Annotated in this window: 11 protein-coding genes; all 11 read left to right on the top strand. The window is 75.2% G+C overall.

Going from position 1 to position 12,848, the window contains the following annotated elements; all coding sequences use genetic code 11:
• The first annotated feature begins 290 nt into the window (after positions 1–290).
• The 11 genes from ABEB09_RS03385 (at position 291) to ABEB09_RS03335 (ending at position 12,834) form a co-directional block, all read left to right on the top strand.
• Positions 291–1,250 (top strand): ATP-grasp domain-containing protein, encoded by a 960-nt coding sequence (locus tag ABEB09_RS03385; RefSeq protein WP_345686937.1) that lies wholly within the window; start codon positions 291–293, stop codon positions 1,248–1,250.
• Positions 1,247–2,605, top strand: a complete 1,359-nt coding sequence (locus tag ABEB09_RS03380) for a YlbE family protein (protein WP_345686935.1) — start codon at positions 1,247–1,249, stop codon at positions 2,603–2,605. The genes ABEB09_RS03385 and ABEB09_RS03380 overlap by 4 nt, the downstream gene beginning before the upstream one ends.
• Positions 2,602–3,828 (top strand): MFS transporter, encoded by a 1,227-nt coding sequence (locus ABEB09_RS03375; RefSeq protein WP_345686933.1) that lies wholly within the window; start codon positions 2,602–2,604, stop codon positions 3,826–3,828. Before ABEB09_RS03380 ends, ABEB09_RS03375 begins: the two co-directional genes overlap by 4 nt.
• A complete protein-coding gene (pdhA, locus tag ABEB09_RS03370) occupies positions 3,825–5,009 on the top strand; it encodes a pyruvate dehydrogenase (acetyl-transferring) E1 component subunit alpha (protein ID WP_345686931.1) in 1,185 nt (394 codons plus the stop codon). Before ABEB09_RS03375 ends, pdhA begins: the two co-directional genes overlap by 4 nt.
• Before the next feature lie 119 nt (positions 5,010–5,128).
• Positions 5,129–6,097, top strand: coding sequence for an alpha-ketoacid dehydrogenase subunit beta (locus ABEB09_RS03365; protein WP_345693825.1), 969 nt, complete (start codon positions 5,129–5,131; stop codon positions 6,095–6,097).
• Positions 6,094–7,485: a dihydrolipoamide acetyltransferase family protein gene (locus ABEB09_RS03360; protein ID WP_345686929.1), complete on the top strand. Its 1,392-nt coding sequence runs from the start codon at positions 6,094–6,096 to the stop codon at positions 7,483–7,485. The genes ABEB09_RS03365 and ABEB09_RS03360 overlap by 4 nt, the downstream gene beginning before the upstream one ends.
• A 22-nt stretch (positions 7,486–7,507) precedes the next feature.
• On the top strand, positions 7,508–8,905 hold the full coding sequence (locus ABEB09_RS03355) for a phenylacetate--CoA ligase family protein (RefSeq protein WP_380840733.1): 1,398 nt from the start codon (positions 7,508–7,510) through the stop codon (positions 8,903–8,905).
• A complete protein-coding gene (locus tag ABEB09_RS03350) occupies positions 8,902–9,552 on the top strand; it encodes a TetR/AcrR family transcriptional regulator (protein ID WP_345686925.1) in 651 nt (216 codons plus the stop codon). The genes ABEB09_RS03355 and ABEB09_RS03350 overlap by 4 nt, the downstream gene beginning before the upstream one ends.
• Before the next feature lie 51 nt (positions 9,553–9,603).
• Positions 9,604–10,677, top strand: coding sequence for an alpha/beta fold hydrolase (locus ABEB09_RS03345; protein ID WP_345686923.1), 1,074 nt, complete (start codon positions 9,604–9,606; stop codon positions 10,675–10,677).
• Positions 10,674–11,699, top strand: a complete 1,026-nt coding sequence (locus tag ABEB09_RS03340) for a threonine aldolase family protein (RefSeq protein WP_345686920.1) — start codon at positions 10,674–10,676, stop codon at positions 11,697–11,699. The genes ABEB09_RS03345 and ABEB09_RS03340 overlap by 4 nt, the downstream gene beginning before the upstream one ends.
• Before the next feature lie 100 nt (positions 11,700–11,799).
• Positions 11,800–12,834: a DMT family transporter gene (locus tag ABEB09_RS03335; protein WP_345686918.1), complete on the top strand. Its 1,035-nt coding sequence runs from the start codon at positions 11,800–11,802 to the stop codon at positions 12,832–12,834.
• Positions 12,835–12,848: the final 14 nt, after the last annotated feature.

Here is a 12,848-nt window from a genome sequence, read left to right as displayed (position 1 = left end):
CGCCGCGGCCTGGCCGTCCTGACCGTCGTCGGCCCCGAGACCCCGGCCGACCAGCTCGCCCGGCACCGCGCCGACCCCGCCCACCCCCTGTCGCGCGCCGCCGAGGTCGTCCACGTGCCCGACTGCGCGCTCGACACCCTGGTCGGCGCCGTCCACGGCCTGCTGCGCACCTACGACGTACGGGCCCTGCTCAACTGCGGCGAGGTGTTCGCCGAACCCGCCGGCACCCTCGCCGAGGCGCTGGGGCTGCCGGCCCCGGCGCGCACGCCGCCCGGGTCTCCCGCAACAAGGTGCTCCAGCGGCTCGCCGCGCCCGCCCTGGCACCCCGCTGGACGCAGGTGGGCCCCGAGGCACGTGGCGCCGCCCTCGACGGTGACGACGACACGCTCGCACGCCTCGTCGGCGACGTCCCGCTGCCCGCCGTCCTCAAGCCGGCGGGGCGGATGTCCAGCTCGGGCGTGCGGGCCGTCGAATCCCTCGCCGAACTCCGCACCGAACTCGCCCAGTACCCGCAGGACGAGACGCTCCTGCTGGAGGAGCGGGCCCGGGGCGCCGAATACTCCGTCGAGGCCCTGGTGTGCTCCGGCGAGACCGTCTGGGCGGGCATCACCGCCAAGGACACCAACGAGTGCGCGACCCGCTACTTCACCGAGACCGGCCACACCTCGCCCGCCCCCGCCCTCGGCGCGGCGGACGAGGCACGCCTGCTCGACGCCAACGCGCGCCTGCTCGACGCCATCGGCTTCGGCACCGGCATGAGCCACGCCGAATTCCGCCTCGGCCCCGACGGCGCCGTCCTGATGGAGGTCGCCGTCCGCCCGCCCGGCGACGCCATCACCAAGCTGTGGCACCTCGCCACCGGCCGGCCCCTGGAGCCCGCGCTGCTGGACCTGGCCCTGGGGGAGCGGCCCCTGGTCGCGCCCCAGCGCCGCCGGGCCCGACAGGTCTACCTCGACCATCCGCACGGCGAACTCGCCGACGTGGTCTGCGACGACGCACCCGTTTCCTGGATCACCCGCGACGGCGCCTGGCCCGAGTTCGTCCCCACCACGTCCGACGCACCGCCCCGGCTCTGCGCCGTGATCGTCACCCGCGACACCGGCGACACGCTCGGCGACCTCACCGACTCCGGCGGGCGCGCCGTCTCGATCGTCGTCGACGCGCCCGGGGACGAGGACATCCACGCCGTCGCCGAACGGTTCGCCAAGACCGTCCGCGTCCGCACCCACCCGAACAGGAGCACCCCATGACGACCGCCACGGACACGGTGGCCCCCACGGGCGGCCGCGAGGAACGGCGCCGCCACGCCAACGAGGAGGCGGTGCGCCGGATCGTCACCTCCGAGCCCGTCCTGGTCGACGTCCGCCCCGCCGGCGAGGTCCTCCCGGGCATGACCCCGCGCACGATCCTCACCTCCGGCGCCCCCATGGACTGGGCCGCCTACACCGGCGGCCAGCGCAACGCCGTCATCGGCGCCGTCCTGTTCGAGGGCCTGGCCGCCACCGCCGAAGAGGCGGACGCCCGCCTCGCCTCCGGCGACATCCGGCTCGCGCCCTGCCACGACCACGGCGCCGTGGGCTCCGTCAGCGGCGTCTGCTCGGCGTCCATGCCCGTCCTCGTCGTCCGCGACCAGGCCAACGGCACCACCGGGCACTGCCGCATGAACGAGGGCATCGCCCGCGAGTCCCTGACCTTCGGCGTCTGCAACGACGCCGTCCTGCGGCAGATGGCCCACGTACGGGACGTCATCGCGCCCACGCTCGCCGAGGCTGTCCGCTCCGTCGGCGGCATCCCCCTCAAGCCCATCATCCGGCGGGCCCTCAACATGGGCGACGACCTGCACAGCCGCAACATCGCCGCGTCGCTGATCTTCCGGGCCCGCATCCAGGAGGCGCTGCTCGCCGCGCGGGGCGTCATCGACGACCGGCGGGCGCTGGGCCTCTCCGTGTTCCTCACCGAGTCCGACTACTTCTTCCTGCACCTGTCGATGGCCGCGGGCAAGGCCGCCGCCGACGCCGCCTCTGGCATCCCGGGCAGCAGCGTCGTCACGGCGATGACCGTCAGCGAGAAGGAGTTCGCGCTGCGGCTGTCCGGCACCGGCCCCCGCTGGTTCCGGCACCCGCTGCCGCCCATCACCAGCCTCCCCATCAAGCTGTTCGACGGCTTCACCCCCGACGACCTCGCCTTCATGGGCGGCGAGAGCACCATCACCGAGACCATCGGCCTCGGCGGGATGGCCGCCGCGGCCGCCATGCCCCTGCAGGACTACGCGGCCGGCTCGCCCGAGGGGATGGTCGAGCAGACCGACCGGATGTACCGGATCACCCTCGCCGAACACCCCGTCTACCGCATCCCGTTCCTCCGCTTCCGCGGTACGCCCACCGGCATCGACGCCCGCCTCGTCGCCGACACCGGCATCCCGCCGGTGGTCCACATGGGCGCCTCCCACCGCGACGGCGGACACATCGGCGCCGGGCTGTTCCTTCCCCCGCTGGACCCGTTCAGGGCCGCGCTCGACGCCCTGCACACCCTCGACGACACCGCCGACACCGCCGACACCGCCGACACCGCCGACATCCCCGAGAACCCTGAGGACCGCGCATGACCCACTCGACCGACCACCGGTCCGGGACCGTCACCGAGGCCACCGCCGCCCCGGCCGCGGCCGAGCGCACCCCCGTGCGCTACTGGCTGGCCACCGTCTCCATCTCGCTCGCGGTGTTCGCGTTCACGACGACCGAGATGGTCCCCATCGGCCTGCTCACGGCCATCGGCCCCGACCTGGACGTCTCCACCGGCACCACCGGCCTCGCGGTGACCCTCTTCGGCGGCATCGCCGGCCTCGCCGCCCCCTTCATGACCAGCTTCACCCGCACCGTCGACCGGCGGGCCCTGATGCTCGTGCTGGCCCTCGTCCTCATCGCGGGCAACGAACTCACCGCGCTCGCACCGAACTTCGCCGTCCTGATGGCCGCCCGAGTCGTCCTGGGCTTCGCCCACGGCCTCATGTGGTCCATCGCCGCGAGCATCGCCCTGCGCCTCGTCGCGCCGAAGGACGCGGTCCGGGCCACCTCCGTCGTCTTCGGCGGCATCTCCGTGGCCTCCGTCGTCGGTGTCCCGCTCGGCACGTTCATCGGCGAACTCACCGACTGGCGCACCGTCTTCCACGCCATCGCCGGACTCGGCGCCGTCTTCCTGGTCGCCGCCGCCGTCCTGCTGCCGAAGCTGCCCTCGCGCAACGCCGCACGCGTGGCGGACCTGCCCCGCCTGCTGCGGGACCGCAACATCCTCACCGCCGTCGTCATCACCGTGCTGGTCGTCGCCGGCCACTTCGCCGCGTACACCTACCTCGCCCCCTACCTGGAGGACCGGGCCGGCATCGACCCGAAGCTGATCAGCACGATGCTCCTCGTGTACGGCGTCGCCGGTGTGGCCGGCAACTTCGTCGGCGGCGCCGCTGCCGCCCGCAACCTGCGGGGCACGCTGCTCGTCGCGATCGCCGTGCTCGCGGTGACGCTGGTCGCGCTGCTCGCCGTCGGCACGTTCCGGCCGGGCGTCTACCTGCTCCTGGTGCTGTGGGGCCTGTCGTTCACCGCCATCCCCGTGTGCGTCCAGACCGTGGTGTTCACGTACGCGGGCGACTCGCCCGAGGCGGCGACCTCGCTGTTCGTCCTCGGCTTCAACGTCTCCGTCGGCCTCGGCTCGCTCATCGGCGGGCTCATCGTCGACCACGCGAGCCTCACGGCGGTCTTCGTCACCGGCGCCGCGCTCGCCGTCCTCGCCCTGCTCAACGTCCTGCGGCTGAAGAAGGAGGCGACGACGCCATGACCTCGGCCACAGCGCCCGTGACAGCGCCGGACGCCGCGGTGGCGGCGCCGGGCACGGGGGTGGCGGCGCCCGCCGCCGCCCCGGAGGCGCCCGAGTACGCGCTGCTGCCGTCCGCCCGGCCCGTGTCGTTCATCGACGCCGACGGCCGGGCGGCCGCGCCCGGCCCCCGCCCCTACCCCGTGCCGGACGACACCGAGCTGGTCGCCGCGCACCGCGCGCTCGTCGTGGGCCGGCGCCTCGACCAGCAGGCCACCAACCTGGCCAAGCAGGGCGAACTCGCGGTCTACCCGTCCTCGCTCGGCCAGGAGGCCTGCCAGATCGGCGCCGCCCTGGCCCTCGGCCCCCAGGACTGGCTGTTCCCCACGTACCGCGACTGCGTGGCGATCATGACCCGGGGCGTCGACCCGGTCGAGACCCTCACCCTCATGCGCGGCGACTGGCACTGCGGCTACGACCCGGTCGCCCACCGCATCGCCCCCCAGTGCACGCCCCTCGCCACCCAGGCGCCGCACGCCGTCGGCCTCGCCCACGCCGCCCGCCTGCGCGGCGAGGACACCGTCGCCCTCGTGCTCATCGGCGACGGCGCCACCAGCGAGGGCGACTTCCACGAGGCGCTCAACTTCGCCGCGGTCTTCAAGGCACCCGTCGTGTTCCTCGTCCAGAACAACGCGTACGCGATCTCCGTGCCGCTGGACCGGCAGACGGCCGCCCCGTCCCTCGCCCACAAGGGCATCGGCTACGGCATGCCCGGCGAACGCGTCGACGGCAACGACGTCGCCGCCGTCCTCGGCGTCCTGCGCCACGCCGTCGAACGCGCCCGCCGCGGCGAGGGCCCCACGCTCGTCGAGGCCCACACCTACCGCATGGAGCCGCACTCCAACGCCGACGACGCCGGCCGGTACCGCGACGCCGACGAGGTGGCCCGGTGGCGCCACCGCGACCCGATCGCCCGGCTGGAGACCTACCTCACCGAGCGCGGACTGCTCACCGATGCGGACGTCCGGGCCGCCGCCGACGAGGCCGAGGAGCGGGCGGCCGCGCTGCGCACCGGCATCGTCCGCTCCGGGCCCCCGTCGCCCGACGCGCTCCTGCGCGAGGTGACGGCGGACGACTCGGCCCAACTCGCCCGCGACCGCGAGCTGCTGCTGCGGGAACTCGAACGGGAGGAAGACACCCCATGACCCTCGTGACCGAGAGCGGCCCGCGCCCCGCGATACCGGCCGCGCCGCCGCCCGCCGCCGCACCTTCGGAGGACCGGCACCCGGCCGTCACCGCCGTGCCCGCCGTCCGCCCCACCTCGATGGCCGAGGCCCTGAACCGCGCCCTCGTGCACGCCATGGCCTCGGACGACTCGGTGGTGGTCTTCGGCGAGGACGTCGGCCGCCTGGGCGGCGTGTTCCGCATCACCGACGGCCTCCAGTCCGCCTTCGGCGCCGAACGCTGCTTCGACACCCCGCTCGCCGAGTCCGCGATCGTCGGCATGGCCGTCGGCATGGCGATGAACGGCTTCCGGCCGGTCGTGGAGATGCAGTTCGACGCCTTCGCCCTCCCCGCGTTCGAACAGGTCGTCGGCCACGTCGCCAAGATGCGCAACCGCACCCACGGCCGGCTCCCCCTCCCCATGGTCATCCGCGTGCCGTACGGGGGCGGGATCGGCGGCGTCGAGCACCACAGCGACTCCTCCGAGAGCTACTACGCGCACACCGCCGGGCTCACCGTCGTCGCGCCCGCCACGGTCGCCGACGCCTACAGCCTGCTGCGCGACGCGATCGACCACCCCGACCCCGTCGTCTTCCTGGAGCCCAAGCGCCTCTACTGGTCCCGCGAGGACGCCGCCCTCCCGGCCCGTACGGAACCGATCGGCACGGCCGTCGTACGCCGCGCGGGCCAGGACGCCACGCTCATCGCGTACGGGCCCTCCGTGCCGGTCGCCCTCGCAGCGGCGGAGGCCGCCGCCGAGGAGGGCCGCGACCTGGAGGTCGTCGACCTGCGGAGCGTCGCGCCCTTCGACGAGGAGACCGTGGTCGAGTGCGTACGGCGCACCGGTCGCGCCGTCGTGGTCGCCGAGGCGTCCGGGTTCGCCTCGGTCTCCTCCGAGATCGCCGCGCGCGTCACCGAGCGCTGCTTCCACCACCTCCACGCCCCGGTCGGGCGGGTCACGGGCCTTCACATCCCGTATCCGCCACCGAAGCTGGAGAGCCACCACCTGCCGGACGTCGACCGGATCCTCGACGCCGTCGACGCGCTGCAGTGGGAGGACGGGGCATGAGCCCGCGCGAGTTCCGGCTCCCGGACCTGGGGGAGGGGCTGGTGGACGCGGAGATCGTCCGCTGGCTCGTCGCCGTCGGGGACACGGTCGCCGTCGACCAGCCCGTCGTGGAGGTGGAGACCGCCAAGTCCGCCGTCGAGATCCCCTCGCCGCACGCCGGGATCGTCGTCGCCCTGCACGCCTCCGAGGGCGGCACCGTCTCCGTCGACGCCCCGCTCCTCACGGTCGGCGACCCCGCGGGCGACGAGCCGGCGAAGGGCTCCGGCAACGTCCTCGTCGGCTACGGGACGGCGCCGGAGGGCGACGCCAAGGGCCGCCGGCGCCGCCGCCGCACGACGGCACCGCACGGGCCGCAGCCCGCCCGGCACGACGGCCGGCCCGACGCACGCCGCGGCCCGCGGGGCGGCACCCCGGTCCGTACCGCCGCCCGGGACGCCGTCGCCGTCCGGGACACCGCCGCCGCCCGGGACGCCTCCGGCGTACGCGACAGCCCCGCTGCCCGCGAGGGTGCCGGCTCCGCCTACGCGCCCGCGGTCCTCTCGCCCGTCGTCCGCCGGCTGGCCGCCGAGCGCGGGCTCGACCTGCGGGCCGTCGACGGCACCGGCCCCGGAGGGCTCATCACCCGCCGGGACGTCGAGGCCGCCGCACAGTCGGGCGCCGCCGCCACCCCCGAACCCGCCGCCAGCCCCGAACCCGCCCACACCGCCGTGACCGCCCGCGTGCCCCTCACCGGCGTCCGCCGGACCATCGCCGAGCGGCTCACCCGCTCCGCCGCCGTCCCCACCGCCACCGTGTGGGTCGACGCGGACGTGACCGACCTCGTACGGCTCCGCGACACCCTGCGCGCCCGCTCCGGCGACGCGCCCGGACTGCTCGCGCTGCTCGCCCGGATCACCGCCGCCGGACTCCGGCGCTTCCCCGAACTCAACGCTTCCGTCGAGGGCGACGAGATCGTGCGCCACGCCGACGTGCACCTCGGCATCGCCGTCCAGACCCCGCGCGGGCTCCTCGTCCCCGTCGTCCGCCACGCCGGACGGCTCACCGCCCGGGAGACGCACCGCGAGATCACCCGGCTGGTGGGCGCGGCCAGGGCCGGCGAGCTGCCCCCGGCCGAGCTGACCGGTTCCACCTTCACGCTCAACAACTACGGCGGGTTCGGCGTCGACGGCAGCTCCCCGCTCCTCAACCCGCCCGAGGCCGGGATCCTCGGCGTCGGCCGGGTCCTCGACCGCCCGTGGGTCGTCGACGGCGCCCTGACCGTCCGCAAGGTCGCCCAGTTCTCGCTCGTCTTCGACCACCGCGTCTGCGACGGCGAGACCGCCGGGGGCTTCCTCCGTCACGTCGCCGACCACGCCGAGAACCCCGCCCTGGCCCTCGCCGACCTCTGAACCACCCGCCCGCCCCTCCCCGATGTGCCGCCACGTGCGGAGAACGGAGACCCCAGTGACCACGACCCCGGCCTCTCCCGCAGCCGGCGCGGGCCTCGTCCCCGACCTGGCGGCCGGCGAACTGGCCGACCTCCAACTGCGCCGACTCCGCCGGACCCTGCGCCACGCCTACGACAACGTGCCCTTCTACCGGAAGTCGTTCGACGCGGCCGGCGTCACCCCCGACGACTGCCGCTCCCTCGCCGACCTCGCGCACTTCCCCTTCACCACCAAGGCCGACCTGCGCGACCACTACCCCCTCGGCCTGTGCGCCGTGCCCGACGACCGCGTTCGCCGCATCCACGCCTCCAGCGGTACGACGGGCCGGCCCACGCTCGTCCCGTACACCGACGGGGACCTGGAACGGTGGGCCGACCTGGTGGCCCGGTGCCTGCGCGCGGCGGGCGCCCGGCCCGGCGACCGGGTCCACATCGCGTACGGCTACGGCCTGTTCACCGGCGGCCTCGGCGCGCACTACGGCGCCGAACGGCTCGGCTGCACCGTCATCCCGGCCTCCGTCGCCATGACCGGCCGGCAGGTCAGGCTGATCCAGGACCTGCGCCCCACGATCATCATGGCCACCCCCTCCTACCTCCTCACCCTGCTCGACGAGTGCGAGCGGCAGGGCGTCGACCCGCGCTCCACGTCGCTGCGCGTCGGGCTCCTCGGCGCCGAGCCGTGGACCGAGGAGATGCGCGCCGAGATCGAGCAGCGCTCGGGGATCGACGCGCTCGACATCTACGGCCTGTCCGAGGCGATCGGGCCCGGTGTCGCCGGCGAGAGCGTGCGCACCAAGGACGGCGTGCACCTCTGGGAGGACCACTTCCTCCCGGAGATCGTCGACCCGGCGACCCTCGCCGTGCAGGAGGACGGCCGCCCCGGCGAACTCGTCCTCACCTCCCTCACCAAGGAGGCCATGCCCGTCATCCGCTACCGCACCCGGGACCTCACCCGCCTGCTGCCCGGCACCGACTTCGGCTTCCGGCGCATGGAGCGCATCAGGGGCCGCAGCGACGACATGCTCGTCGTCCGCGGCGTGAACCTGTTCCCCACGCAGGTGGAGGAGGCGGTGCTCCGCACCGACGGCCTCGCCCCGCACTTCCGTATCGTCCTCACCCGGGAGGGGCGGCTCGACCGCGTCACCGTACGGGCCGAGGCGCACCCCGCCGCGACCGGCGAGGAGCGGCGCGCGGCCGCCGGACACGCGCTGGCCCGAGCCCTGCGCGAGACGACCGGGCTCGGCATGGCCGTGGAAGTCTGCGCACCCGGCTCGCTGGAGCGCTCGTCGGGCAAGCTCAGCCGCGTCCTGGACCACCGCGGCACGGACTCCCCGCACACCTCCCGTCCGGACACCGCCGCCGCCCCGGGGCCGATACGGTGACCGCCGCCGCGTCCGCCCCCGCCCGCCCCGGACCACTGCGCCGCCCGGCCGGCTCCGGCCGCTCGGGCCGCCCGGTCCACAGTCAGGCGACCCTGCTGGACTCCGCTGTGGAGGCGTTCATCGAACGCGGCTACGAGGGCACCAGCATGGAGCACCTCGCCGCCCGCCTCGGCATCACCAAGTCGTCCATCTACCACCACGTCATGGGCAAGGCCGAGCTGTACCTGATGGCGCTGGACGAGGCCGCCGCACGGTTCGCGCCCCTGATCGACGCGGTGTCCGCCCCGGACGCCGGCTGCCGGGGAGCCGAGCGGCCCGTACGGCTCGTGCGCTCCGTACTGGAGCTGCCGGCCGATCGTCAGCGTCCGCTGGAACTGCTGCTCAGCATCCGCGACGGCCGGGAGGAGGCCCCCGGGGCGCTCCTGCGCCGCCGGCACCTCGAAGCGCGGGTGGCCGATGTCGTCGGGCTCGCCCTACGGGAGTGCGGCGCCGACGAAGGCGCACCGGTGGCCGTGGCCGTACGGACCCGGCTCCTGCTCGACCTGCTGTGCTCCCTCCTCGTCCAGCGCCGCCTGGGCCGGCTGCCGGCCACGGACGCGGACGGCCCGGCCGCCCTCGCCCACCTGGTGACCGGCTGCGTCCGCTGACCCCGCCTTCCCCTCCGAGTTCCCCCGTTCCCGCCAAGGAGACGACCCCGCATGACCCACGACGTGTACGAGATCGAGGACTTCGTCCTGGAGAGCGGCGCCACCCTGCGCCCCGCACGGCTGGCCTACCGCACGTACGGCACCCTGAACGCCGACCGGTCCAACGCCGTGCTGTTCCCCACCTGGTTCGCGGGCACCCACGAGGCCAACGAATGGCTCATCGGCCCCGGCGAGGCCCTGGACACGGACCGGTACTTCGTCATCGTGCCGAACCTCTTCGGCAACGGCCTGTCCTCCTCGCCGTCCAACACGCCCCCGCCGTACGACCGCGCCCGCTTCCCCGCCGTCAGCGTCCGCGACAACGTCGCCGCCCAGCACCGCCTGGTCACCGAGGTGTTCGGCATCGAGCGGCTGGCCCTCGTGACCGGCTGCTCCATGGGCGCCCTCCAGACGTACCAGTGGGCCGTCAGCCACCCCGGCATGGTCGAGCGCGCCGCGCCCTACTGCGGGGCCGCCCGCACCTCGCCGCACAACTCCGTCTTCATCGAGGGCGTCCGGGCGGCGCTCACCACCGACCAGGACTGGCGGGGCGGCTGGTACGACCGTCCGCCGCGCGCCGGACTGCGGGCCTTCGCCCGCGTCTACGCCGGATGGGGGTTCTCCCAGGCGTTCTACCGCACCCACACCTACCGCGAGCTGGGCCACGCCTCCCTGGAGGACTTCCTCGCCCACTTCTGGGAGATGAACTTCCACCACGCCGACGCCAACGACCTGCTCGCCATGCTCGACACCTGGCAGCGCGCCGACGTGGGCACCACCCCCGGATGCGACGGCGACACCGCGCGCGCCCTCGGTACGATCCGCGCCCGGCTGCTGGCGCTCCCCTCGGAGACCGACCTGTACTTCCCGCCCGCCGACGAGGAGTGGGCCTCGGCCTTCGTCCGGGACGGAGAGGTACGGGAGATCCCCGGCGTCTGGGGCCACCTGGCCGGCGGGGGCGGCGACCCGAAGGCCGCCGCGTTCATCGCCGACGCGCTGCGCGAGCTGCTGGCGTCGCCTCCCGGCGGGGCGACGACCGGGGTCGGGGAAGCCGACGGTGCCCCGGGCGAGGGGGCACGGCCGTGACCGGCTCCGGCGTCCTGGACTTCCGCTCCGACACCGTCACGAAGCCCGACGACCGCATGCGGGCCGCCATGGCCGCCGCGGAGGTCGGCGACGACGTGCTGGACGGCGACCCGACCATGCGCGCCCTGGAGGAGAAGGCCGCGGAACTCCTCGGCGTCGAGGCCGCGTTGTGGGTGCCCAGCGGCTCGATGGGCAATCTCGTCGCGCTCTTCCTGCACCTGAGGCCCGGCGACCGGTTCCTCGCGCCCGCCCAGGCGCACGTACTGGAGAGCGAGGTCGGCACCGCCAGCTGGCTGGCCGGCGGCATGGCCCACCCGCTGCCCTGGCGGCCGGACCTGCCGGGCGCCGTCTCGGCGGAGGACGTGCGCGCCGTGGCCACCGCGGCCGGCCCGTACTTCGCCCTCCGCACCACCCTGCTGTGCGTGGAGAACACCCACAACGCCGCCGGCGGCACGGTCGTCCCGCCCGACGCGTACGCGCGGCTGACGGACACCGCGCACGAACTCGGCCTGACCGTCCACCTCGACGGGGCCCGCGTCTGGCACGCCGCCGTCGCCCTGGGCGTGAAACCCGCCGAGCTGACCCGCGGCGCCCACACCGTGCAGGCCTGTCTGAGCAAGGGGCTCGGCGCACCCGTCGGCTCGGTCGTCGGCGGCAGCGCCGCCTTCGTCGACGAGGCTCGCCGGGTGCGCAAGATGCTCGGCGGCGGCGTACGCCAGGGCGGTGTCCTCGCCGCCGCCGGCCTCGTCGCCCTCGACACGGTCGACCGGCTGGCCGACGACCACGAGAACGCCCGGCTCCTCGCCGAGGGCCTGTCCGCGCTCGGCTGGGACGTGACGGAGCCGCAGACCAACATCGTCATGGCCCGTGTGCCGGACGTCACCGGGACGGTCGACCGGCTGGCCGCCGCCGGAGTCCTCACCGTTCCCGTCGGCGGACGCGTCCGGCTGATGACCCATCGCGACGTCAGCCGCGGCGACGTCCGCACCGCGCTGGAGCGCATCGCGCCGCTCGCCCTCTGACAAGGCCCCGCCCTTCGCCCCGGCGCGCCCGGCCCGCCCCTCGCGGACGCGCCGCCGACCGCGCGGCGCCCCCCACGAGCACCCGGATGGAGACCGCCCCATGCCCACCACACCCGCCCCACCCGCCACCATCGGCGCCTCCCCACCCCTCCACCACGCGGGAGCGCCCCGCTCCGCCCGCCCGCGCCCCCTGCCGCTCCTCGGCGCCCTCGGCACCGGCGCGGCGCTGACCCTGGAGTCCGTCATCAACGGCCAACTGGGCGCCGGCATCAGACCCGTCCCCGCGGCCGCGTTCTCGGACCTGCTGAGCCTGCTCATCATGGTGTGCGTCGCGCCGTTCCTGCCCGGCCTGCGGCCCGCGTTCCGCCGCATCGGGCCCGCGCTGCGCGACCGGCGGCTCCGCCCCTGGCACCTCATGGGCGGCGTGGCCGGCGGCTGCATGGTGCTGACCCAGGCCGCCGTCGCCGCCGACCTCGGGCCGGCGCTGTACGCCCTGGCCCTCGTGTCCGGCCAGACCCTCGCCGGGCTGCTCGTCGACCACTTCGGACTGGGGCCTGGCGGCGCCCTGAACGTCTCCGTACGCCGGGGTCTCGGCGCCGCGCTCACCGTGGTGGCCGTCGTCGCCCCCGTCGTCCTGGAGCCGGGCGACCACGGCGCCGTCTGGCTGGCGGCCGTCCCGTTCCTCGCCGGCGTGGGCCTGTCGCTGCAGATGGCCGCGAACGGCCGTACCGACGAGGTGGCCGGCAACGCGTACCCGTCGGTGATCCTCAGCTTCCTGACCGGCGCGGTGATCCTGCTGCTCGCCCTCGCGGCCGACCTCGCCGCCCACGGCGCGCCGGAGACCTGGCCCACGAACCCCCTCGACTACACGGGCGGCGCGCTGGGCGTGGTCGTCGTCCTGGGCTCGGTGCTCGTCGTCCGGCGCATCGGTGTCCTGGCGACCGGCCTCGGCATGATCGCCGGCCAGGTGGCCAGTTCCGTGCTGCTCGGCGCCGTTCTCCACACCGGGGCGGCCCAGGGCTGGGTCACCGCCGCGTCCGCGGCGCTCCTCCTCGCGGCGGTCGCCCTGGCTTCGACGGCCGAGCGCCGGCCCGCGGGGCCCGTGCCACAGCCGCGGATCCCCTCTTCGCGCTGACCTCGCGCCCTGAC

Origin of the sequence: Streptomyces coeruleoprunus, from assembly GCF_039542925.1 — a bacterium.
Taxonomy (GTDB): Bacteria; Actinomycetota; Actinomycetes; order Streptomycetales; family Streptomycetaceae; genus Streptomyces; species Streptomyces coeruleoprunus.
Note: the sequence above shows the minus strand (reverse complement) of the source record. Positions and strands in the feature narration are given on the sequence as shown.

Excerpts from the sequence above, each read along its gene's own strand:
- ABEB09_RS03355 (WP_380840733.1), top strand. The coding sequence starts at position 7,508 with ATGTGCCGCCACGTGCGGAGAACGGAGACCCCAGTGACCACGACCCCG.
- ABEB09_RS03335 (WP_345686918.1), top strand. The coding sequence starts at position 11,800 with ATGCCCACCACACCCGCCCCACCCGCCACCATCGGCGCCTCCCCACCC.
- ABEB09_RS03380 (WP_345686935.1), top strand. The coding sequence starts at position 1,247 with ATGACGACCGCCACGGACACGGTGGCCCCCACGGGCGGCCGCGAGGAA.
- ABEB09_RS03360 (WP_345686929.1), top strand. The coding sequence starts at position 6,094 with ATGAGCCCGCGCGAGTTCCGGCTCCCGGACCTGGGGGAGGGGCTGGTG.
- ABEB09_RS03345 (WP_345686923.1), top strand. The coding sequence starts at position 9,604 with ATGACCCACGACGTGTACGAGATCGAGGACTTCGTCCTGGAGAGCGGC.
- ABEB09_RS03365 (WP_345693825.1), top strand. The coding sequence starts at position 5,129 with ATGGCCGAGGCCCTGAACCGCGCCCTCGTGCACGCCATGGCCTCGGAC.
- pdhA (WP_345686931.1), top strand. The coding sequence starts at position 3,825 with ATGACCTCGGCCACAGCGCCCGTGACAGCGCCGGACGCCGCGGTGGCG.
- ABEB09_RS03375 (WP_345686933.1), top strand. The coding sequence starts at position 2,602 with ATGACCCACTCGACCGACCACCGGTCCGGGACCGTCACCGAGGCCACC.